Consider the following 20425-nt stretch of genomic DNA (forward strand, 5'->3'; position numbering starts at 1 on the left):
GCGGCCAGCCGCCTCGCGGCGACTTCCTCTATCCTCCGTCGGGTGTTCCGACATAGTGGTGACTACTCTAATCCTCACGGTCTAAAAGGTGACGGAACCGACGACCACACTTCATACCGGTCGTGTTCAGGATTCTAAGCGGACCATGTCACCCACAGAGACGTCTGATGCCGCGCCACCGGGTAGTTCGATGACAGTGTCCGCGTTCGCGTAGCCGACCGAGCGCCAAGGTTGCATGGTTTCGACGGCTTGGACCTCCTCGTCGACGAGCCAGAGTACGTCCAGCGGGAACCGGACGAACAGCATGTGGATAAACTGTCGGCTGGCGCGGTTGAAGGGGAAGACAAGCGCGTAGTCGTCGGGAATCGATGACCGGAACATCAGCCCCCGGCTCTGTTCGAGTATCGATTCGGCGTATTCCACTTCCGTCGCGAGAGGGCGAGCCGCGCCGTCGGGGTCGTGGACGAGCCGCATACCACCGCGGAAGTCGTACGCAGTCAAAAAGTCTTCTGTCGGAACGGAGGGTTTGAGGGGGCATGGCCACGGACTATATGACATGGAGAAGGCTCCCGGGGGGACATCCGTCGGCGTTGACGACCCGTACGACCACGTGACGCGGTGTGACTTCGTTACCAGCGAGGGGAAGTGCCGCTGGGCGCGCGAACACGGCCGCCACGACCCCGAATTCGCCAACACACGGAGCGCTGACGACTTTCGCTGTCCGGCAGCAATCGCGCCCGACGACGCAGATGCAGACACAGAGCCGGAATGGGACTGGGCCGACTGCCCGCATTTCCGCTCCCGGAATCACGACCGGGAGTGTGTTCGCTGCGGACTCGAAGAGCGGCGTATGGCCCACTCCGACGAGCGGCCGCTACTGGAGGAACACCACCTCTCGTACCGCGGCGACGGCGACGAGCTATCGCACGAAATAACGGTGTTTCTCTGCCGGTGGTGTCACGCCAAAATCCACCAGTCCTGGGCGCGGCTCGACGACGACGTGAATCCAGACCCCGAAGCCATCGCACAACGGGAACAGCGCCGCTCTAAGGAGCAATCCGAACTGGGGTTTGAATCGGCAGCCGACCGCTACGACGACTCGTAACTCCATCTTAATATCAAATTTGATATCTGGTGGCAGACCGATAAGTAGGATCACAGTAACTGAGTAGTATAGTGACCTCTCCGGCGCTCACGAAGCAGTCGCTGGGGACGGGATATGTCGTCGCAACCGGTGTTGTGATTACCGGCGCACTGCTCGCCCACGGCATCTCTACCGTCCGCCCGTCCCTGATTGACATGGTCATCCTCAGCGTGGGGCTGACACCGGCGCTAGCTCTAGTAGCGGCGAACTACTGGCTTCCGGTGAGCGGACTGTCCGGCGACCAGATATGGACTGCTGCGGAGTGGTGCGGGCTGGGCATCGCGCTGTTTACGCTCATCAAAATCGTCGTACTGCTCGCCCCGATGCCGCAGTCCTCGATGATCCCGTCGATACTCGCAAGCGGGGTCGCAGTCGGCGGGTTCGGCGGGATTTTGTTCGGATGGCTGCTCGAACTCCGGCGGTCCAGACGCCGACTCGCACAGAGCAACGAAGTGTTGTTTCGAGTGCTCAGGCACGACCTCCGGAACAATCTCAACGTGGCACTCGGACACCTCGGCGAACTGCAGCGGGAGACGGCAGAACGCGGCAGCCCGAAGTCGCGTGCACACGTCGAGCAGCTGAGCGGGACCATCGATGGCATCATCGACACCACAGAGAAGGCGAGACAGATAGAGTTCGCGTTCGATGCGGACCGCCGCGCACAGGAGCCGATTGACCTCGTACCGTGTATCAGAGAACAGGCGAAACAGATCACGCAGTCACACCCGGAGGCCACCGTCGAACTCGACCTCCCTGAACAGTCGCAGGTGTACGCCGACTGGATGCTCGACATCGTGTTCCGGAATGTTGTCGAGAACGCAGTCGTCCACTGCGAGGAGACCCCGACACTGTATATTTCGGTCGAAGAACACGGCCGAACCGTGTTCGTCCACATCGGCGATAACTGTCCGTCGATTCCACAGCACGAACGGGAGGTCCTCGACAGCGGAGAGGAGACGCAACTGCACCACTCGAAAGGAGTCGGACTGTGGCTGACGACGTGGATCGTCGAAAGTTACGGCGGGGCCGTACACCTCACAACCTCGGACGACGGCAATGTCGTGACGCTGGAACTGTGCGGCCCGACGGTCCTCGACGAGATTCGCCAGACCCTTCGAGAGTGGCCCTGAAACCGGACGCGAGGGGACCCGTCGACCGCATCAGGAGATATATACGCCTTCGCGGCCTTCGCGTCAGTAATGACCCGAATCGACGTTATCGACAATCACGGACAGTTCACACATCTGGAGCAACGCGCGCTCCGTGACATGGGCGTCGACGTTTCGCTCAGGGACAACACGACCCCACCCGAAGAGATTGACGCCGACGGCATCGTCCTCTCGGGCGGCCCGGATATGGACGATATCGGGAACTGTCCCGAGTACCTCGACCTCGACGTTCCCGTGCTCGGCATCTGCCTGGGCATGCAACTCATCGCCGACGAACTCGGCGGCCGGGTCGGCAGCGGCGAGTACGGTGGCTACGCGGACGTGACAGTCGACATTCTCGACGAGGCCGATCCGCTCCTCGGTTCGCTGTATCCCGACACGCGTGTGTGGGCCAGCCACGCTGACGAAGTGAAAGAGGTCCCACCCGGATTCGAGCGAACCGCGACTTCCGATGTCTGTGGCGTCGAGGCGATGAGCAACACGGACGAGGCGATATACGGCGTCCAGTGGCATCCGGAGGTCGCTCACACCGAAGAGGGCGAAGAAGTGTTCGAGAACTTCCTGTCGGTGTGTGATCAGCAGTCTGTCGCCCGCCAGTAACCGCCGGGGAAGAATGTAACTGGTTTTATATTCGCTCGTAGGGTGTGATACAAAAATGACGGCGACACAGGGAAATCTTGCTAGCCTTTCGCGATTTATTTTCAGGGCTCCGACCTGGTATACGAGCCTCGCCTTCGCGCTGGTCATCGCCGCGATGACCGGCATCGTTGCGTTCGACTCACGGTTCATCCTTGACGACGCCTGGCAGGGCGTGTTTCTCATCGGCCTGCCGACCTCAATCGCCAGTGCGGTGACGCCGTGGGTCGACCGGCAGCTTGGCGGGCAACTCACCCCGAACCGGGCCACTTTGCTTGCAGTCATCTGTGAGCTCATCACCATCGCGATGCTGACCGTTGCCGGCCTCATCGCCATCTTTACTGTCCGCCTCGGGCAGAACTTCGTCTTCGACGTGTTGCTAGTCGCGCTGGCGTCGATATTCGCCTTCCGGCTGCTGATACTGATGGCCGTCTCGCGGCACTCACTGCTGAAAGCGACGATTCCGGCGAGCGTCCAGACAGTCACTGCCGCCGTGTTGCTGGCGATATACAGCGGGGCGACCGCGTTCATCCTCGAAGACCCGATGCTCCGGGAGTACCTTTCTCGCCCCGAAGAGGTCCCGCCACAGGTCCAGGGGTTCATCCCGGAAGACTTCATCATTCTCGCGGTTATCTGTGTCATCTACGCGCTGGCGGTCTGGCTGTTCCTCGTCGTCATCGACCAACCGTGGCGCTCCTCGCTGGGTGTTTCCGCGCTAGATTTCCTCCGGGGCTTCATCGGCCACATCGCCGAGGGCACGCGTGAACTGGAGGAGTTCTTCGAGGATATCGGCGAAGAGGCCGTCGTTCCGGTCACCTTGCTGTCGGTCCGTCGGCCGGACGGTGAGGAGAAAGCCCGGTTCGTCCTGCCGATGATTCACCCCGGTCCGATGGGTGAGATCGGCGGGGGGAACCTCCCCAGACGCGTCGCCGAGTCGGCTGACGGCCTCGCATTCCCGCCCCACGCGACTGCCGGCCACGACTTCAACCTCGTCACAGAGCGGGAAGTCGACAAGATTCTGTCGACGGCCGAGACAGCGTACCAGCACATCGAATACGACAGCCATGCGACGGCAGGCCACCGAGTCACCGAGGGCGAGGCCACGCTGACGGGACAGGCATTTGGCTCCGACGCGCTCGTCGTGAACACGTATGCGCCAGGCTGTGCCGACGACGTGGAGTACGCCGTCGGACTCTCAGCGATGTCGGAAGCACGGGCCGACGGGCTGGAAGACGTGCTGCTGGTCGACGCGCACAACTGCAACGACGGACTCGAAGGCGACGACCTCGGCCACGTCGTGCCCGGCAGTCAGCGGTCCTTCGATATGCTCCACGGAGCTGGCCAGCTCGGGAGCCTGCTCACAGACGCCGAAACTGGCCAACTCCGCTGTGGGGTCGCCTGGGACGCAACGCCCTGGGAGCCTGCGGAGGGCATCGGCCCGCTCGGTATCCGGGTCTGTGTCTTCGAGGTCAACGACCAGCGGACGGCGTACGTACTCATCGACGGCAACAACATGGAGCCGGGCCTCCGTCAGCGCATCATCGACGCCGCCGAAGGCGTGGATATGATGGAGGTGATGACCAGCGACACCCACATCGTCAATACTGTCGAGGCCGAGAATCAGGTCGGGCAGGCCATCCCCGAGAAGGAAATCGTTGCGCTCATCGGGGACCTCGTCGACAGAGCCGTCGCCGATCTTGAACCCGTCGAGGCCGGGATGGCGAGCGAACAGGTGACCGTGACGGTGTTTGGCAACGACCGAACCGAGACGCTGGCTTCGACCGCCAACGCGATGGTGTCGATGGGCGGTGCGCTTGCCGCGGCGTTTATTCTCATCGTCATGACGATCAGCGTGCTGATTTTCTTGCTGACCTGACTGGCAGTCGACCGGAAACGGCCCGCTCGGCCCCAGTGCTATCGCCCGGTGTTCAGTCAGAGAGCCCGGGGAGCGGAGGCGAACCACGGGCGGTGGTCACAGCATCGTACCGCGGCTCCTCATCCGGGTTTCTACTGTCTGCTACAGCATTCAGACTCGCGACGCTCACCGGTTCTGGTACAGAGAACGCCGAGGAGGAGATTTGAACTCCTGAGTCCGTGAGGACAGTTGCTCTCGAAGCAACCGCCTTGGCCAGGCTAGGCTACCTCGGCTCATCCATCAGTACCGCCGTTTACTCTTTAGGGGTTTCGATTTCGGACTCGACACCCCTTTATCGGACCCGTAACATGACAGACTATGGACGCTACCGAGGCAAGCGAGGTGTCGAGTCAGATCCTCGACGAGATCGGGAGTGCCGTCATCGCTGACCGCGGTTTCTTCGAGACGGTGCTGCTGGGTGTTGTCGCGAAGGGCCACGTCCTCCTCGAAGACGTGCCCGGCACAGGGAAGACGCTGACCGCCCGCAGCGTCGCGACCGCGCTGGGACTGTCTTTCTCCCGCATCCAGTTCACGCCGGACCTCCTGCCGGCCGATATCACGGGAACACACATCTTCAACGAGGAGACCCGGAGCTTCGAATTCACTGAAGGGCCAGTGTTCGCCAACGTCGTACTGGCCGACGAAATCAACCGCGCACCGCCCAAGACACAGTCCGCGCTGCTCGAAGCGATGGAGGAAGGACAGGTCACCGTCGACGGAGACACGTACGACCTGCCCGAGCCGTTCTTCGTCATCGCCACGCAGAACCCGGTCGATATGGAGGGGACCTTCGAGTTGCCGGAGGCACAGGTCGACAGATTCCTGGCAAAGACGTCACTCGGCTACCCCGACGACGAAGGCGAGGTCGAGCTCCTCCGGCGGCGTGCCGGCCGGACGACACAGAGCCCGACCGTGGAACCGATACTCGACGCGGCATCGGTCACGGAACTCCGGAGTGTCCCGGAGACGGTCACCGTCGACGACGACCTGCTGCAGTACATGGCTGACCTCGTCCGGGCGACCAGGGACGACTACCGCGTGGATGTTGGAGTCTCACCACGTGGGACCCAGCGGCTGTTCGAGGCGACGCGAGCGATGGCGACAATCGCGGGCCGGGAGTACGTTGCGCCGGACGACATCAAGCGGGTCGCACAGCCGGTGCTGGCACACAGACTGGTGTTAACCCCTGATGCCCGCGTCGAGCAGGTGGACAAGGGAACGGTCATCCAGAGCGTGCTCGACGAGGTCCCCGTTCCGACGGTCTAACCCCACGTCCAGTGGGCGTCCAGCGCGTACCGGTACACGCCAGTAATGACGATTGCGCCGCCGTTCCCTATGAGGTACGTCACGCCGCCCCAGGTGACGAACGCATAGAGGAGGCCCAGCTGGAGCGGAATTGCCGTTCCCCGGACGAGGTTCGTCTTCCCCATCCCCAGCATGTACTCTTTGAGCGTCGAGTGTTGCGAGCGGTGAAACGTCCAGGCGTTGTTGAGGACGTACTGAAACAGTATCGTGAGTTCGATAGCGAGCGCCGCCCCGAGGATGTAGTTTAGACCGCCGACATCGACGAACGACCACAGCAACACCGTCTGGGCGGATGCCGCGACCACGCCGACGAGGAAAAACCGGACGAGTTGCTGTCGCCGGGCCGGTGTGACGACAGCAGACGCCATACAGCCTTACTGATAACCGAGCGCCTTTAACCGTGCTGTTATTTCGTCGGACGCTTCAGTGGTTCCAGCTCCGTTCCCGTCGCTGTCGAGTGTGGCGAGGTGCTCAGCGACAGCATCCGAAAGCCGGTCGAGAACGGTCGCGGGCGGGTCGGCGTCCGTCGAGTCCGAACACAGGTCGACCTGCTCCTCGGGGTCGTTCGTCCGGTCGTACAGTTCTTGACGGCCCGACTCTGTGAACTCGATGTACGTGTAGCGCTCGTCACGTGCGCTGAGGAGGAGTTCCCCGTCCGCGCGGCTCCGTGGAATCGGTTGGCTGGTCACGCTCTCGCCCCGGACCGCTGCGGAGACGATGGGGCCGCGGTCCTCGATAGCCGCGCCGTGGACCGCCGGAGCGACAGACTCCCCGTCCCACTCCGCCGCGGGCGTGAGCGACAGCAGGTCACACACTGTCGGCGCGATTGTATCGAGGCCGACCGGCGTCTCGACCGACTGGTCCTCGCTGTCCGGCGTCGAGACGATGTAGGGAACGTCAATGAGTTCTCGATAGAGCTTGGGGTAGTGGGCGAGATGGCCGTGTTCGAGGAACTCCTCACCGTGGTCGCCGGCGACGATGATGGCCGTATCGTCGCGGTGGCCCTCGGTTTCGAGGGTGTCGAGTAGCCGACCGACGCTGGCGTCGACCTGCCGGACTGTCGCCTCGTACAGGGTCCGAAGTGTCTCCAGCGTCCGGTCGTCGACTTCCCAGCCCAGCCCGGTTCGGAGGTGGGACGTGAGCATCCGGAGAACGCCGAAGTGGTTGTCCGACACTTCGCGAATATGCCGCGGTGCCGGCACGTACGGCGTGTGCGTGTCCATGTAATGGACCCACAGGAAGAACGGCCCATCGGTCGTCTTCAGGAACTCAGTCGCGTGGTCTTCGAGGTCTCCCATCCGGGACACGTCAGCGAAGGGGCGTTCGTCGGACCCGCCGCTGAGAACGGTCGCAGCGCGTCGGAACGGCGAGGTTCCCAGCTGGACCCAGGCCTGAATCGTCGGGTGGGCCGCCAGGTACTTGCTGTAGCCGCCGCTGTCGACGAACGGCTCGAACTCGTCGAACCCGCGGTCGTACCCCCAGTGATCGGTGAGAAAGCCGTTTGCGGCGTTGAAGCCTGCGGTCTCGATGCCGGCATCGGACACCTGCTCGGCCAGCGTCGGCGTCGACGCCAGACCGATGTCCTCGCTCTCCGCGAACACTGGCCGTGACCCGTGGATGCTGGGAAACGAGAACGGCGTCCAGTTTCCCTGTGCGGCGGCGTTTTCGAAGACGACGCCAGATTCGGCGAGCGAGTCCATGACAGGGGAGACGCTGTCAGCGCCACCCAGTGCGTCCGCCCGCAGCGAATCAATCGTGACCAACACCACGTTGTTGGTTGCTGGGGCCGTCATTGTCGACTCACATGCCCCCTTGATCGCAATGGTATCGACGTATCGCGTCCGCAAACGGGGGGTTGCACCCAGCACGTGCCACCGGATTTTCTCATACCCCCTGTACCAGAGCCGGAATACTGAACGTTCCGGATAAATTCAGGCGGCTATAATAGAACCATACGCTGATAAGGTAGAATTAAAGCCTCACTTCGACAATGAGTCGTCCAGAGCGTATTCGATGACCGACCAGATTCAGTTTCGGTCCTACGACGACCGAGACGCCGCCGCCGTCTGGCGTCTCCACGAGCGGGCGATCCGTGCGACCGGCAACGACCCCAGCGACATCCCCGGGACGTCAGACCTGAGACACATCGAAACGCGGTATTTCGACACCGGCGGCGCGTTTCTCGTCGGTGTCGTTCCCGCCGTCGACGACGAACTGCCGGAGACGTTCGACGGCGGCCTCGCCGCGATGGGGGGGTTCCTCCCGAACGAGGTCGGCCACGCCGACGAGCGGACTGTGCCCGGCGCGGCCGAACTCCACCGGATGCGGGTCGCTCCGTCCCGGCAGCGGCGTGGCTACGGTCGTCGACTCCTGCACAGACTCGAACAGCAAGTGGCTGAGCGGGGGTACGAGGTCCTGCTTGCGACGACATCACAGAGCCAGCCCGCCGCGGTCGCGTTCTACCGCGACGAGGGGTATCAGGAGGTCGGCCGGTCGACACAGGGCGAGTACGAACTCGTTCACTTCGAAAAGCGGCTTTGACCCCCAACTCGGTCGGCGTTCAGTCGCCGCTGTAGGCGTCGTCGGTGTCCTCGCCGAAAGAGGTGTTGAGTCCGCCCGGACTCTCCCGGTCTTGCTCGCGCATGCTCTGTCGCGTGAACTGCGGCTTGGCGCGGACAGCCTTCTTTGAGCGGAATGACCACCACAGCGCCAGAGAGAGACCGACGGTTCCAGCGATGCCGACCCCAGTGGCCGGCAGCGACGCCTGCGTGTAGAGAAACGCCGTCGAGAACAGTGTGCTCGCGAGCAACATCCCGAGGATGAGCCGCTTGGTCATCGTCGCGAGCAGCCCATCGGAGTCCTCGATATCGGCCTGCACGCGGAAGTCCTCACGCTCGACCCTGTCGAGGGCGGACTCCAGTTTCGGCGGGATCCGGACGGCCGACCGGGCGGCATCGGACACTTCGGTTGCGCGGTCCTCGACGAAGTTCCGCACGCCCTCGGCGATGTACCCCTCCTCGCGCAGGTAGTCGGTGGCGACGCCGATGAAGTCGAAGTCCTCATCGAGAGTGACACAGACGCCTTCGACGACTGTGGCGACGCGCAATACGAGCGCCAGGTTCGCCGGCAGTCGGAGCGGAAACTCGTAGATCGTGTCCTCGACCTGCTGGATGATCTGCTGGACGCGGTACTGCTCGATATCCTCGCCACGAGCGTCGGCGATGGCCAGTTCCATCACATCGCCCATCACTTGCCGGTCGGCCTCCGGCGAGAGCGTCCCCATCTCGATGAGGGCGTCGAGGATGGCGTCGATGTCCTGGTCGGCGACGGCGGCGTAGAAGTCGATTATCTTGTCCTGGACGAACGGGTCGACCCGGCCGGACATCCCGAAGTCGTAGAAGACCAGCGTCCCGTCGTCCTGGACCGCGAGGTTCCCCGGGTGGGGGTCGGCGTGGAACACGCCGTCGTCGATAATCATCTGGAGGTACGCCCGCTGGAGCGTCTCAGCCAGCTCCGTCCGGTCGATACCGCCCGCATCGAGGCTGTCGATGTCGTTTATTTTCGTGCCGGGGACGTACTCCATCGTCAGAACCCGCTGGGTGGAGTGGGACTCCTTGACCTTGGGGATGCAGATGCGGTCGTTGTCCCGGAAGTTCTCCCGGATTTCGGTGAGCATCCGCCCCTCGCGCTGGTAGTCCATCTCCTCGCGGATGGTCTTCGAGAACTCGTCGGCGAGCGTCTCCAGCGAGAACGACCGGGAGTCGTCGATGAAATACATCAACAGCGGCAGCGACCAGCGGACGACCCGCAGGTCAGCCTCGACCAGCGCCTCAATGCCGGGGCGGCGAATCTTGACCGCGACCTTCTCGCCGTCGACTTCCGCCAGATACACCTGCCCGAGCGACGCGCCGCTTATCGCCTCCGTCTCGAACTCGTCGAAGCGGTCGTCGACAGGGCCGAGTTCGTCTTCGAGGACGACCCGCGCCTCGTCCCAGTTAGCCGGTGGCACGCGGTCCTGTAGCTTCGAGAACTCCTCGATGTACTCCGGTGGCAAAACATCCGGCCGCGTCGAGAGGATCTGGCCGAGTTTGATAAAGGTCGGGCCGAGCGTCAACAGCGAGTCCAGTAGTTGCTGTGCTCGTTTGCGACGCTGTTCGGACGTGACGCGGCGCGATGAGCCGATCACGAAGAACCGTTTTCGGTCTCGTGCGTACGCGACCAACAGGGGCAGGAAGTGGCGAGCGACGACGAGGAACCGCCAGTACGCGCGAAGGTTCACCGGATTGCCACCTCTGAATCAGTCCCCGTCGATCGGAATCGTCGTACTCGGTGCGGCTGTTGCCTTCGGCAGGCGGAGTTCGAGGACGCCGTTTTCCACGGTTCCCTCTCCGCCCTGACCGGTCGTGTCCGGCGGGAGCGGGAGTTCGGCATCGAGGAAGACAGAGCGGTCCTCGCGGACGAAGGTGAACTCTCTGGGCACATCCTTGGTCCGTTGCCCGTCGATGCGAAGGCGGCCCCCTTCAACGGTCACGTCGATTGTATCCGCGGCCACACCCGGCAGGTCGAGCACGAGCAGGTATTCGTCCTCGGATTCGAGCACGTCCGCGAACACGGCATCGGGAAGGTCCCGAAGCGCTTCACGCAGGGCAGACATACGCTCGTCTAGGTGGTAGGCTGTGGTAAACCCGACGGTCTTCGCTACTACAGGAGGACGGAGAGGAGGACGGCAGCGCCGATGAGGACTGCGACAAGTCCGAACGCGACTTCGGCGATACTGCCCCGAACAATCCGTCGGGCAGTACCACGCTCGCTGGTGTCGGAGATAACGAATACCGGCGTCGCGTTGCCGTCCCCGACGATGGCGTCGACCAGATTGCTCCCCCATTCTGTTGCGGGGCCGCGCATCGCCTGGCCGTAGACGTACACGTCCTCCCCAACGTCCAGTCGGCGCTCGGTAAAGCGCTGTTTGTTCCCCAGGCTGATCTCCGTCACGAGGAGGTTTACGGAGCCGTCCTGCGCCTCGACGCCCTCCGTTCGCTCGACGTAGTCGGCCAAGCGCTCGGGGAGTTCAGTTCCGGGAGACACCGTCACTGACTGAGACTCGAATCGCACGTCCGCTCCATCGGGGTTCACTCGGACGCGGTCGTTCCCGTCGTCGACGACGAAGTCGACGCCGTTCTGTCCCTCGTCCAGCGTCTCCCAGTGTGAGTGTTTCCCGGACGACCGGTACTCCTCGACCTCGTAGGTGTATGCCAGACACTCGCTGCCGGTGAAGGGGGCCGTAACGGTCTCGCCCTCCTCGTGGGCGACAGCCGCACCGGTGATTTCGACGGGGCCGGTGTGGCCATCGAGCGAGCGCACCGGGACCGGATCGTTCCGGAGGATGTGAAACACCGTTTGGAGTTCCTGGCCGCCGCGGAAGAGGACGACGCTACCGATGAGCAAGAAGACGGTGGCAACCAGTTGCGGGAGGACCATACGTCGATGCCGGACCCGGCTGAAAAAAATGTTCCCAGTTATGCCGACCGACGGCTAGGGCGCGGCAGCCGGCTGAGAGCAACGTCGCCACACGCGGCAGCCAGCACAAAGCAGCGTCGCCGCGGTGGCTGAACCGGCACCGCATCGCGACAGCGCCACTACGCAGGGTACTTTTGATAGAGCGGCTGCTAGTACGGGTATGGCTGGCCCCTCGCCGTCGGATGCTGCGTCGCTCTCGCTGGAGACCGCCCGCCGCCGAATCGGCAGTGTTGCCGGACCCATCGACCGGACGGACAGAATTCCGCTCTCCGTCGCCGTCGGACGCATTCTGGCGACAGATACGACAGCGAACGAGCCTGTCGAGGAGGCAGATATCTCGGTCGACGATACTGTCTTCGAACAGGGCCATCAGGTACGGCCCGGCGACGTGGGGCTGCTGCGGGCAACCGGCGTCTCCGAACTGCTCGTCCGCCAGCGACCGCAGGCCGGAATCATACCAACCGGTGACGAACTCCGACCGGATGCCAGCACGGCCAGCAAGGTCGAGACGGCGGGGTTCACGCTTGCTCAGTACGTCGACCGGTGGGGCGGGAAGGTGACCTACCGGGACCCAGTCGCCGACGACGCGCCGGCGCTCCGGATGGCCATCCAGCGCGACCTTACCCGTGATATGATCGTCGTTACCGGAACGGAGCCGGGTGATACGCTCCGAGAAATCGTCGCCGAACTCGGCGAGGTGCTTGCGGACCGCCTCGCGATCGACCCCGGCCGTCGGGCCGGACTAGCCGTCGTCGAGAACCGACCGGTAGTACTGCTGCCGGAGTCGGCAGGCGCTGCCCGCGTCGGCGCTGTTCAGCTCGTGCGCCCGCTCTTGAAGACGTTTGCCCATGCCCCGCTGTCTCCTCATCCCGAAACACGAGCGACGCTCGCAGCGCACGTCGACAGTCAGACCGGCATCGAGACGTTTACTCCGGTCGCCGTAAGCGACGGGACGGCAACGCCGCTGCCCGGTGTTGACCTCGCGACAGCGACCCGGGCTGATGGCTGGGTGTCCGTGCCCGCAGACGAGGCCGGTATCGATGCCGGAACGGCCGTCACCGTCGAGGACTGGGACTACCTGCCCTGAGACGACGCCAGATCGAGCAACGTGGCGACGCGTCTGTCGCCGCGCACGCACCGTCCCGTCTCCGCCGGGGACCGCCGACCAACGTGGACGCCATCAAGGCCTGCGTTCCACGCCGCACCGATGTCTGACGGATTGTCCCCTGCCAGCACGCCGCTGTGGCCGTTGTACCAGACACCCAGCTCCCGCATCGCCAGTTCGACCGGTTTCGGGTCGGGCTTCCAGCCGATATCGTCGTCACAGCAGACGACTGTTTCGAACCAGTCGGCGATGTCGAGATGGTCAAGCACCGGTTCGGTGAGGTACTGCTGGCAGTGTGTGACCAGTCCGACCGGTGTATCGAGGGTTGCGAGGAACGCCTCGGCGTCGTCGTAGAGATACGTCGCCTCCGCCCGAGCGACGGGGTCTTCCTCCTCGTGGAACAGCCGCCAGAACTCCTGCTGGTCGACGCCGCGCTCTGCAAGCGTCCGTGACCGTGTCCCACCGAATCCGTACCAGAGTGCATCCCGTTCGCGGTCGGTGAACTCGACGCCGAGGCGGTCGCCGACAGCACCCATCACCTTCCGAGGGTAGGCTGGCTCGATGTCGACGAGCGTCCCGTCGAGATCAAACAGCCAGAAGTCGTAGTCGGTGGTCATGAGGATACATCACTTGGAGACTCTCTAATAAAGTCTTTCGGGCCCTACGACCGGTTTTATTGCGTATAACTGCTCTGTAGCCATTGACTACGCAGCGGCGGCTCGTTTCACGTCACCCGGATCGAGCTACCAAGGTACTTGTTGGTCACGTCGCTGACCGAGTCGGCATTGAACAGCGACAGGTCGTCCGCAATCTCGGCTTTCAGCGCGTCGAAATACGCCTCGTCAGTCCTGAGTTCACTGAACGACGCCGAAACGACCTGACAGCCGAGTTCGTCTGCGACGAGCCGGCGGAAGTGCGGTTCGTCAGCGATTTCACCCCGCCAGAGCGTGTCCCGGAAGAACAGCCAGCCGCTTGTCCCCGGGTCGTCAGCCGCCCGGTACAGCGTCGTCTCGAACCGGTCAGGGTCGGTCCACAACCCATCTGCGGCTGGCTCCAGTCGGACCTCTACCCGGAAAACGTACCGCGCGGTCGCGCCGTCGGGCGCAGTCGGCTGGAGGGCGGCGAGTCTGTCAGTCGTGTCCACGGTCACACTGTCAGTCGTGGATGCCGTTCAAGCGCTCGGCGAGATCAATGTCGTTCTCGGTGATGCCACCGGCGTCGTGGGTCGTGAGTCGAACTTCGACCTCGCCCCAGCGGATGGTCATCTCCGGGTGATGCCACGCGTCCTCAGCGATGCCAGCCGCAGCGCTCAGAAAGCCCGACGCGTCGAGATAGCCGTTGAACTCGAAGACGCGGACGATCTCGTCGCCTTCCCGGGTCCACTCTTTCGGTAGTCGGTCGCTAATCTCTTCGTCAGAGAGCAGGTCTGCCATATCGACCACGTCGGACGGCGTGGGCAAAAAGGTGGGCGTGGTCAGTCGTCGGAGAGGCGGTCGAGCACCGCGTTCGGGATGTCGTCGCGCATGCCGTCCGGGATGTCTTCGACCGACATACCCTTGGTGAATTCGGGCTGGGTAGCCTGGTCGGGGCCGCCGAAGTCCGGGTCGAACAGCTCCAGCGCCGTGTGAATTGTCGACCAGTCGTCCTCCTCCGCGGCGTCGCGCAGGCTCTTGGTCGGTGCGGCGAGAATCTGCGAGACGATAGCGTCGGCCATCGCTTCGATGACTTCTGCCTGGTCCTCGTCGAAGTCAGCCGCGGAAAGTGCGCTGTTTATTTCTGCGGCTTTGACCTGTTCGGCGCTCTCGTACATCGTCGATATGACCCTGTCTGCGCGCTTGCGCTTGTACTGCGTGAGCAGCCGGTCGAACTCCTCGTCGACGATACGCTCGACCGCTTCGGCGGCTCGCTGTCGCTTGTTCCGCGTTTCGGCGGTCACCGACTCCAGCGCGTCGAGGTCGTACACCGTCACCGACGGGAGGCGGTCCGCGCCGGCCGGAACGTCGCGCGGTTGTGCGATATCGACAATTGACACCTCGCCGGCATCGCTGAAAGTCCCGATATCGAACACCTGATCGCCGCTTCCCGTCGCCGAAATGACCGCACTGGCCTCGGAGACCGCCGCCTCGATGCCGTCGAGCGCCACCGCACTGGCGTCGATGTCGACCGATTCGGCGACGTGCTCGGCGTGTGGGACCGTCCGGTTGGCCACGAGCAGCCGGTCTACCTCCTCGCTGAGTGCATCGGCAGCGAGTTGGCCCATCTCGCCAGCCCCGACGACGAGCGCTGTCTCGTTTGCCAGCGAACTCTCCTGTTTGAGAAGACGCACCGCGGCGGAGGCAATCGAGACGACGCCCTCGTTGATTTTTGTCTCCGTGCGGGCGCGCTCGCCGACGTGAATCGCTTTCGTGATGCCGTCTTCCAGCATCGGGCCGATGCCGCCGACGCCGCGGGCGGTCTCGTAGGCGGTCCGGAGCTGGCCGAGGATCTGGTCCTCGCCCAGCACAATCGATTCGAGCCCGGCGGCCACCCGGAGCAAGTGACGGAGACTCTCCTCGTGACCCATCTCGACGACAACTTCGTCGGGCACGGCTCGGGTAAACAGTTCGAGCGCGTCGAGCCCATCCTCGTGATCAGAGACGACAACGTACCCCTCGGTACGGTTACACGTCTGCAGCGCAATCGCTTCTTCCACTGCGGGATTCGCGAGCAGGGATTCGACGGCGTGGCGCTCGCTGTCCGCCGCAGCAGTCTCTAATTGGTCGACGCTTGCGCGTTCATGGGAGATACAGACCCCAACGATTGCACCAGTGTCCCCTCTCACGTTTGATCACCAGGTAACTCTCCGGTCACGTCTCTAGCTACTTGCTCACCCTTGGACCTGCCACTATCTAAAGCCTTCCAAACTTCCCGTGACCTGACAACGAACCTAACGGCGTCACGCCGTTTGGCCGGCGGGACCCCTCGCTCGCGCAGGTCCTCACGGAGGTCGCCGACGAGTTCCGCCATCAGACCAGCGTTTCCGAACTCGTCTTCGAACTCCTCGCGAAGGTACTTCGATAGCGCTGGTGCGCGCCCGCCGGTTGCAATCGCGAGCGTCACCGGGTCGTCCCGTACCGTGGCCGGTACGACGACATTGCCAAACGACTGGCCACCGTGGTCGTCAGCGCGGTTGACGAGTGCGCCGTGGTCATTGGCGGCAGTGCTGAAGGCGTCGTTCAGGTCCGGGTCGTCCGTCGCGGCGACGACCAGCGCCGGGTCGGTCCGCTTGACCCAGTCCATGGCGTCCTCCGGGGTCGGTGCGGCCCGGACTTTTTCCGCGTCCGCGAACGCGCGATCATCGAATTCGGGACTGAGGACGACGACGCTCGCCTCCGCGGCGAACGTTCGGGCCTTGCGCGCGCCGACCGGACCGCCGCCAACGACGAGTACCGTCTCACCCTCGAAGTCGTGCATGAGCGGAATCATCGGTTAGGGCTCCCTGATTCGACACTCCAGTCCGAGATGCGTACGTTCACGCGGTCTCGGTGTTCTGTCGCGCTCGTTCGTCCAACCTGATACCTGTCTTTTTCAGGATGCGAGTCGAGAACAGCGTGTCCCAGTCGTCCTCGGTCACGTCCCAGTGGTCGGCCATTCGGTCGCGGACCTGCTGGATGCGCTCCTGGCTCTCCGCTTCACTTCGCCCGTGGGTCATCGCGAAGAAGTTGTACGGCCAGACGCCGTCGTGGCGCGGCCGTTCGTAGCAGTGGGTCACAAAGTCGAACTCGGCGATGGCCGGTCCCACTTCGTTGATGACTGCGTCGGGCACGTCCCAGACGGTCATCCCGTTCTCACTGTAGCCGAGCGCGTAGTGGTTCGGGATGACGCCGACGCGGCGGACCTTTCCTTCCATGTTGAACCGCTGTAGCGTCTCCAGTACCCAGTCGACATCGGCGCCGATCTCGTCGGCCACGTCGGCGTACGGTGTGGCAGTGACTGGGAGGCCATCTTGAATTTCAAGCACGAGATCAAGTTCGTCGGCGGTGAGAGACTGGCTGTCAGTCGGTGTCACATCCGGCCCTAAGTTCGAACAGTCGACTGCCTGCGTCTGTGGGCCCTCGACGGGGAATTTCGCGCCGACGTGGAACTCCTGCTGTTTCGGGAGATTGTACGTCTCCTCGCCGGTTTCAGCCTCGATGTCGGCCAGGACTTCCTCGACACGTCCTTCTTCAGCCACCGAGACCACGAACCACATGTTCAGATGCGGATGTGCTCGCTCGTAATTGTGCGCGACCTCCGGGTACGCGTTTATAATTTCGGCATGGTCGTCGTAGCTCTCCTCGGGGGCGTGGGTCGCGACGAGCGTGGCAGTGCCGCCAATCGCTTCGGCGTTGATGAGTGCCCCGAACCGCGTGAGCACGCCCGCGTCGTCGAGGTCCTGTACGCGCGTCAACAGTTCGTCCGCGTCGATGTCGACACCGTGGTCGGTAAGCGCCGACGCGGCCGGCTCGAACGGCCGTTCGACGACCGGGAACCCCCCCTGAAAGGCGTTCAGCACGGCCCGGTCTACTGTTCCGAGGTCTTCGCTCATAGCGCTATCTGGGGGTTCTGCGAATAAAAGCAGTCCGGGACAGGCGGGCGAATGCAGCCCGCACGCCCGGGTCGCCGGAGCGTTTTACCTCCTTGCGTCCCTACCCCAGATGTGGTAATCTCGACAGCCGAACTGACGGTCCGGCTGCTGGTCTACCTGTTCGTCCTGATAGGGGTGCCGCTGTGGTTCGTTCTCATGTTCCGGCTCATGGACTACGCCGCACACGACACGCTTGTCGAGCAGTTCAGCGGCCAGCCCAACGGTCGCGACACCGGCCAGCTCAACGCCTACTTCGAACAGGCCGCCGTCGAAGCAACAAACTGCCGTATCTGTGGCGCAGCGAACGGCCCTGACTACACCTACTGTCACAACTGCCAGGAACGGCTGGTGACCAGCGACTAACGTAGCTACTCGCCTTCGACCCCGGTGACAGCGTAGCCGGCGTCCTCGATAGCTTTGAGAATCCCGTCGTGGTCGGCGCTCGCCTCGTAGTAGAAGACTAAGTCGAAGGAGCCGTTGCGCAGGAGCTGCTGGCACTCCCAGACGAACTCTTCGTCGTCCAGCGTGAGGCCCTGATGCTGGTTCGAGGCGAACTCGGGGTCGTCGCTACCGGAGTAGACGAACGTGTCCGTCGGGTCCAGCCCCGCGCCCTCGGCGATGATTTCACCGACCTCGATGGTGGCCTGCATCATCTCTATCTCGTCACTGCCGTCGTACTCCGTGTGGACGACAGCGCCGTTGAGCTGAATCTCGCCGGGCTCAAGCAGTTGTTTAGTCCGGCGGTAAAGGTCGTCGTCAAGTGCGTCGGCCTCGCTCATACCATGCGGTCGGTGTTGCTGTCCCTAAGACACTTCGGATTCCAAACGCTGGTCGGCTCTACCCGAAGATATTCGGTTCGAGTGACGGGGCGGCGACAGCGGTGGGAACCCACACGCTGCCGAGTTGCACCGCTCAGTCAGTCGCGAACCCGTTGCAAAGCGAGCCGTCCTCGCTTACAGCCGCTTGAGGTTCTTCGCTCGCGGGCCTTTGTCTGCCTGTTCGATGTCGAATTCGACTTCTTGCCCTTCTTCTAAGTCCGGGCCGCCGACGTCTTCCATGTGGAAGAACACGTCTTCGTCGGCATCGTCGGTTTCGATGAAACCGTAGCCACCCGTATCGTTGAAGAAGTCGACAGTGCCTGTCGCCATGGTTACAGCCGCGTGAGGTTTTTCGCGCGCGGGCCTTTGTCGGCCTGCTCAATCTCGAATTCCACTTCTTGCCCCTCCTCGAGGTCAGGACCGTCGATGTCCTCCATGTGGAAGAAGACGTCCTCGTCGGAGTCTTCGGTATCGATGAAACCGTAACCGCCTGTGTCGTTGAAGAAGTCTACCGTACCGGTCGCCATTGCAATTTGAACGTTAAGCCGGGGTATATTAAAACTATGCGCATATATTTCACCATATTAGGCAGGAAATAACTGTACCCAGTCCCTTCCACAAAGCCCTTATTGAGTGGTTGAAATGATTACAACGATGCTATCGAGGGGGAAGCGACTGGGATATGCGGCCTACGAGCGATTGCTCCAGTGGGAACTATCCGGGACGCCCGACCACGTCGCTGTCATTCAGGACGGGAACCGCCGTTACGCCGAGAAACAAGGGACGAAGAAGCAAAAGGGCCACACAGAAGGGGCTGAAACGACGGAGGCGCTCCTGAACTGGTGTGACGAACTCGACATTCGTGAAGTGACCCTGTACGCGTTCTCGACGGAGAACTTCGATCGCGACCCCGAGGAACGCGAACACATCTTCGACCTCGTCGAACAGAAGCTCCGGACGTTTGCCGACGCTGACCGGGTCCACGAGGCAGGCGTGTGTATCCGCGCCATCGGCGAGACAGAGATGCTCCCCGAGCGGGTTCGTGACGCCATCGACTACGCGGAGGGACGAACCGCCCAGTACGACCAGCTCAATCTCAACGTCGCGCTGGCCTACGGCGGCCGGGCCGAACTGCTCGGTGCGGCTCGCGACATCGCCACTGCTGTCGAGGACGGGACTCTCGACCCGACGGATGTCTCCGCGGAAACCATCGAAGAACGGCTCTACGAGGGGCCGACCCGCGACGTTGACCTCATCGTCCGGACCGGCGGCGACGAACGCACCTCGAACTTCCTGCCGTGGCACGCCAACGGCAACGAGGCCGCCACGTTCTTCTGTACCCCCTACTGGCCGGAGTTCCGGAAAGTCGACTTCCTGCGAGCGATCCGGACGTACCAGAACCGAGAGCAGTCCTGGCGGACGACCCGTGCCGAGCGGTCGCTGGCACTGGTTCGTGCCATCGAGCAATCGGAGCTACCGACGGCCAAGCGGATGCTCGGGCGATTCCGTGACGCGCTCCCGAGTACCGAACGCGAGCGACTCGACGAAGAGTACGACCTCGCGGACTGATTACCGCCCGAACCGCCGCTGTCGCTCCTGATAATCCCGCAGCGCCCGCAAGTAATCCCGCTGCCGGAAGTTCTGCCAGTTCACGTCGGTAAAGTACAGTTCCGAATAGACGGACTGCCAAATCATGAAATCGGAGAGCCGTTCGGCCCCGGTCTTGATGACCAGGTCCGGGTCGGTCGGGAAGACGAGGTGCTCCTCGACCGCGGCCTCGTCTATGTCGTCCGGGTCGAGTGAGCCCGCATCGACGTCTTCCGCGAGTTTCTGGACGGCCGTCGCGAACTCCGACTGCCCGCCGAGTCCGATTGAAATCTGAATCGGGGCGTCGGCCGTCGTCTCGTCGTCCGGTACTCTGACCGCTATCTCCCGTGGCGCGGTGACATTTTCGAGCTCACGCTGTAGCGTCGGAATCGCCTCCTCGTCGAGGACGCTCACGTAGACGACGACGGTGTCAGTGCCGTACTGAACAGCCCAGTCGAAAAACCGCTCCAGGGTCCGATATGCACCGTCACCCAGCAGGTCTCGCTCTGTAATCACCAGCGCGACCGTTTCGGGCAGGTCGGCGTCGCTGCGCCGAACACGCGTTGCGAGATACCGGTCGTATAGTCCCACGCCCGCCGGTATGCTGACAGCCACAGTAAATC

Annotated in this window: 25 protein-coding genes and 1 tRNA gene; 9 read left to right on the plus strand and 17 right to left on the minus strand. The window is 63.1% G+C overall.

The genetic code is table 11. The annotated features are described in order from the left end of the window. Positions 1 to 126: 126 nt before the first annotated feature. Positions 127 to 474, minus strand: coding sequence for a DUF192 domain-containing protein (locus DVK01_RS01975; protein ID WP_101350650.1), 348 nt, complete (start codon positions 472 to 474; stop codon positions 127 to 129). 82 nt (positions 475 to 556) lie between these two features. Here DVK01_RS01975 and DVK01_RS01980 point away from each other — a divergent pair, with 82 nt between their 5' ends. From DVK01_RS01980 to DVK01_RS01995, 4 genes are all read left to right on the plus strand, one after another. Beyond that, positions 557 to 1105: a hypothetical protein gene (locus tag DVK01_RS01980; RefSeq protein WP_121535201.1), complete on the plus strand. Its 549-nt coding sequence runs from the start codon at positions 557 to 559 to the stop codon at positions 1103 to 1105. 71 nt (positions 1106 to 1176) lie between these two features. Continuing rightward, on the plus strand, positions 1177 to 2274 hold the full coding sequence (locus DVK01_RS01985) for an ATP-binding protein (protein ID WP_121535202.1): 1098 nt from the start codon (positions 1177 to 1179) through the stop codon (positions 2272 to 2274). 69 nt (positions 2275 to 2343) lie between these two features. After that, on the plus strand, positions 2344 to 2913 hold the full coding sequence (locus DVK01_RS01990; RefSeq protein WP_101350653.1) for a GMP synthase subunit A: 570 nt from the start codon (positions 2344 to 2346) through the stop codon (positions 2911 to 2913). 55 nt (positions 2914 to 2968) lie between these two features. Next, positions 2969 to 4825 (plus strand): DUF2070 family protein, encoded by a 1857-nt coding sequence (locus DVK01_RS01995; RefSeq protein ID WP_121535203.1) that lies wholly within the window; start codon positions 2969 to 2971, stop codon positions 4823 to 4825. A gap of 187 nt (positions 4826 to 5012) precedes the next feature. On the opposite strand, the gene DVK01_RS02000 is transcribed toward DVK01_RS01995, so the two are convergent. Then, positions 5013 to 5097 (minus strand) — tRNA-Ser (locus DVK01_RS02000). An 85-nt stretch (positions 5098 to 5182) separates the two neighbouring features. On the opposite strand from DVK01_RS02000, the gene DVK01_RS02005 reads away from it, so the two are divergent. Beyond that, a complete protein-coding gene (locus tag DVK01_RS02005) occupies positions 5183 to 6130 on the plus strand; it encodes a MoxR family ATPase (protein ID WP_101350655.1) in 948 nt (315 codons plus the stop codon). Here DVK01_RS02005 and DVK01_RS02010 read toward each other — a convergent pair. Next, positions 6127 to 6537: a GtrA family protein gene (locus DVK01_RS02010; protein ID WP_101350656.1), complete on the minus strand. Its 411-nt coding sequence runs from the start codon at positions 6535 to 6537 to the stop codon at positions 6127 to 6129. The two genes, DVK01_RS02005 and DVK01_RS02010, sit on opposite strands and share 4 nt — an antisense overlap. A 6-nt stretch (positions 6538 to 6543) precedes the next feature. Continuing rightward, positions 6544 to 7962 (minus strand): sulfatase-like hydrolase/transferase, encoded by a 1419-nt coding sequence (locus DVK01_RS02015; protein WP_121535204.1) that lies wholly within the window; start codon positions 7960 to 7962, stop codon positions 6544 to 6546. A gap of 220 nt (positions 7963 to 8182) precedes the next feature. On the opposite strand from DVK01_RS02015, the gene DVK01_RS02020 reads away from it, so the two are divergent. Beyond that, complete coding sequence (locus tag DVK01_RS02020) at positions 8183 to 8710, plus strand: GNAT family N-acetyltransferase (protein ID WP_121535205.1); 528 nt, start codon at positions 8183 to 8185, stop codon at positions 8708 to 8710. Between the two features lie 19 nt (positions 8711 to 8729). Here DVK01_RS02020 and DVK01_RS02025 read toward each other — a convergent pair whose 3' ends face one another. The 3 genes from DVK01_RS02025 to DVK01_RS02035 are packed head-to-tail and all read right to left on the minus strand — an operon-like array spanning position 8730 to position 11647. Further along, entirely contained in the window at positions 8730 to 10448 is a 1719-nt protein-coding gene (locus DVK01_RS02025; RefSeq protein ID WP_101350659.1) for an AarF/ABC1/UbiB kinase family protein, read from the minus strand. A gap of 18 nt (positions 10449 to 10466) precedes the next feature. Further along, positions 10467 to 10823 (minus strand): Hsp20/alpha crystallin family protein, encoded by a 357-nt coding sequence (locus DVK01_RS02030; RefSeq protein ID WP_121535206.1) that lies wholly within the window; start codon positions 10821 to 10823, stop codon positions 10467 to 10469. A 47-nt stretch (positions 10824 to 10870) separates the two neighbouring features. Further along, entirely contained in the window at positions 10871 to 11647 is a 777-nt protein-coding gene (locus DVK01_RS02035) for a GIDE domain-containing protein (RefSeq protein ID WP_121535207.1), read from the minus strand. Between the two features lie 199 nt (positions 11648 to 11846). Here DVK01_RS02035 and DVK01_RS02040 point away from each other — a divergent pair, with 199 nt between their 5' ends. After that, positions 11847 to 12773 carry a molybdopterin-binding protein gene (locus DVK01_RS02040; protein ID WP_121535208.1) on the plus strand — a complete coding sequence of 309 codons (927 nt, stop codon included), beginning with the start codon at positions 11847 to 11849 and terminating at the stop codon, positions 12771 to 12773. On the opposite strand, the gene DVK01_RS02045 is transcribed toward DVK01_RS02040, so the two are convergent. The 6 genes from DVK01_RS02045 to DVK01_RS02070 form a co-directional block, all read right to left on the minus strand. Continuing rightward, positions 12761 to 13408, minus strand: a complete 648-nt coding sequence (locus DVK01_RS02045; protein ID WP_101350663.1) for an HAD family hydrolase — start codon at positions 13406 to 13408, stop codon at positions 12761 to 12763. The two genes, DVK01_RS02040 and DVK01_RS02045, sit on opposite strands and share 13 nt — an antisense overlap. Positions 13409 to 13515: 107 nt before the next feature. Beyond that, complete coding sequence (gene lwrS / locus DVK01_RS02050; protein ID WP_101351465.1) at positions 13516 to 13935, minus strand: LWR-salt protein; 420 nt, start codon at positions 13933 to 13935, stop codon at positions 13516 to 13518. A gap of 10 nt (positions 13936 to 13945) precedes the next feature. Then, positions 13946 to 14224, minus strand: coding sequence for a 4a-hydroxytetrahydrobiopterin dehydratase (locus tag DVK01_RS02055; RefSeq protein WP_101350664.1), 279 nt, complete (start codon positions 14222 to 14224; stop codon positions 13946 to 13948). A gap of 41 nt (positions 14225 to 14265) precedes the next feature. After that, positions 14266 to 15612, minus strand: a complete 1347-nt coding sequence (hemA, locus tag DVK01_RS02060) for a glutamyl-tRNA reductase (RefSeq protein ID WP_101350665.1) — start codon at positions 15610 to 15612, stop codon at positions 14266 to 14268. Next, on the minus strand, positions 15609 to 16256 hold the full coding sequence (locus DVK01_RS02065; protein ID WP_101350666.1) for a bifunctional precorrin-2 dehydrogenase/sirohydrochlorin ferrochelatase: 648 nt from the start codon (positions 16254 to 16256) through the stop codon (positions 15609 to 15611). The genes hemA and DVK01_RS02065 overlap by 4 nt, the downstream gene beginning before the upstream one ends. Positions 16257 to 16302: 46 nt before the next feature. Beyond that, positions 16303 to 17358: an Lrp/AsnC family transcriptional regulator gene (locus DVK01_RS02070; protein WP_101350667.1), complete on the minus strand. Its 1056-nt coding sequence runs from the start codon at positions 17356 to 17358 to the stop codon at positions 16303 to 16305. A 111-nt stretch (positions 17359 to 17469) separates the two neighbouring features. On the opposite strand from DVK01_RS02070, the gene DVK01_RS02075 reads away from it, so the two are divergent. Next, positions 17470 to 17760 (plus strand): hypothetical protein, encoded by a 291-nt coding sequence (locus DVK01_RS02075; RefSeq protein WP_101350668.1) that lies wholly within the window; start codon positions 17470 to 17472, stop codon positions 17758 to 17760. Positions 17761 to 17765: 5 nt separating this feature from the next. Here DVK01_RS02075 and DVK01_RS02080 read toward each other — a convergent pair whose 3' ends face one another. The 3 genes from DVK01_RS02080 to DVK01_RS02090 all read right to left on the minus strand — a co-directional run bounded on the left by DVK01_RS02080 (position 17766) and on the right by DVK01_RS02090 (position 18742). Then, a complete protein-coding gene (locus DVK01_RS02080) occupies positions 17766 to 18176 on the minus strand; it encodes a DUF5778 family protein (RefSeq protein ID WP_101350669.1) in 411 nt (136 codons plus the stop codon). Positions 18177 to 18350: 174 nt separating this feature from the next. Continuing rightward, entirely contained in the window at positions 18351 to 18545 is a 195-nt protein-coding gene (locus DVK01_RS02085; protein WP_053967563.1) for a cold-shock protein, read from the minus strand. Between the two features lie 2 nt (positions 18546 to 18547). Further along, on the minus strand, positions 18548 to 18742 hold the full coding sequence (locus tag DVK01_RS02090) for a cold-shock protein (protein WP_004517065.1): 195 nt from the start codon (positions 18740 to 18742) through the stop codon (positions 18548 to 18550). Between the two features lie 115 nt (positions 18743 to 18857). On the opposite strand from DVK01_RS02090, the gene uppS reads away from it, so the two are divergent. Further along, positions 18858 to 19784 (plus strand): polyprenyl diphosphate synthase, encoded by a 927-nt coding sequence (gene uppS / locus DVK01_RS02095; RefSeq protein WP_121535209.1) that lies wholly within the window; start codon positions 18858 to 18860, stop codon positions 19782 to 19784. Here the strand turns inward: uppS and DVK01_RS02100 are convergent, their stop codons facing one another. Then, a complete protein-coding gene (locus DVK01_RS02100) occupies positions 19785 to 20393 on the minus strand; it encodes an undecaprenyl diphosphate synthase family protein (protein ID WP_101350671.1) in 609 nt (202 codons plus the stop codon). Positions 20394 to 20425 lie beyond the last annotated feature (32 nt).

The organism is Haloarcula sp. Atlit-120R (genome assembly GCF_003665885.1).
GTDB lineage: Archaea > Halobacteriota > Halobacteria > Halobacteriales > Haloarculaceae > Haloarcula > Haloarcula taiwanensis.

Excerpts from the sequence above, each read along its gene's own strand:
- DVK01_RS01975 (WP_101350650.1), bottom strand. The coding sequence starts at position 474 with ATGCGGCTCGTCCACGACCCCGACGGCGCGGCTCGCCCTCTCGCGACG.
- DVK01_RS01980 (WP_121535201.1), top strand. The coding sequence starts at position 557 with ATGGAGAAGGCTCCCGGGGGGACATCCGTCGGCGTTGACGACCCGTAC.
- DVK01_RS01990 (WP_101350653.1), top strand. The coding sequence starts at position 2,344 with ATGACCCGAATCGACGTTATCGACAATCACGGACAGTTCACACATCTG.
- DVK01_RS01995 (WP_121535203.1), top strand. The coding sequence starts at position 2,969 with ATGACGGCGACACAGGGAAATCTTGCTAGCCTTTCGCGATTTATTTTC.
- DVK01_RS02005 (WP_101350655.1), top strand. The coding sequence starts at position 5,183 with ATGGACGCTACCGAGGCAAGCGAGGTGTCGAGTCAGATCCTCGACGAG.
- DVK01_RS02010 (WP_101350656.1), bottom strand. The coding sequence starts at position 6,537 with ATGGCGTCTGCTGTCGTCACACCGGCCCGGCGACAGCAACTCGTCCGG.
- DVK01_RS02015 (WP_121535204.1), bottom strand. The coding sequence starts at position 7,962 with ATGACGGCCCCAGCAACCAACAACGTGGTGTTGGTCACGATTGATTCG.
- DVK01_RS02020 (WP_121535205.1), top strand. The coding sequence starts at position 8,183 with ATGACCGACCAGATTCAGTTTCGGTCCTACGACGACCGAGACGCCGCC.
- DVK01_RS02030 (WP_121535206.1), bottom strand. The coding sequence starts at position 10,823 with ATGTCTGCCCTGCGTGAAGCGCTTCGGGACCTTCCCGATGCCGTGTTC.
- DVK01_RS02035 (WP_121535207.1), bottom strand. The coding sequence starts at position 11,647 with ATGGTCCTCCCGCAACTGGTTGCCACCGTCTTCTTGCTCATCGGTAGC.
- DVK01_RS02040 (WP_121535208.1), top strand. The coding sequence starts at position 11,847 with ATGGCTGGCCCCTCGCCGTCGGATGCTGCGTCGCTCTCGCTGGAGACC.
- DVK01_RS02045 (WP_101350663.1), bottom strand. The coding sequence starts at position 13,408 with ATGACCACCGACTACGACTTCTGGCTGTTTGATCTCGACGGGACGCTC.
- DVK01_RS02055 (WP_101350664.1), bottom strand. The coding sequence starts at position 14,224 with ATGGCAGACCTGCTCTCTGACGAAGAGATTAGCGACCGACTACCGAAA.
- DVK01_RS02065 (WP_101350666.1), bottom strand. The coding sequence starts at position 16,256 with ATGATTCCGCTCATGCACGACTTCGAGGGTGAGACGGTACTCGTCGTT.
- DVK01_RS02070 (WP_101350667.1), bottom strand. The coding sequence starts at position 17,358 with ATGAGCGAAGACCTCGGAACAGTAGACCGGGCCGTGCTGAACGCCTTT.
- DVK01_RS02080 (WP_101350669.1), bottom strand. The coding sequence starts at position 18,176 with ATGAGCGAGGCCGACGCACTTGACGACGACCTTTACCGCCGGACTAAA.
- DVK01_RS02085 (WP_053967563.1), bottom strand. The coding sequence starts at position 18,545 with ATGGCGACAGGCACTGTCGACTTCTTCAACGATACGGGTGGCTACGGT.
- DVK01_RS02090 (WP_004517065.1), bottom strand. The coding sequence starts at position 18,742 with ATGGCGACCGGTACGGTAGACTTCTTCAACGACACAGGCGGTTACGGT.
- uppS (WP_121535209.1), top strand. The coding sequence starts at position 18,858 with ATGATTACAACGATGCTATCGAGGGGGAAGCGACTGGGATATGCGGCC.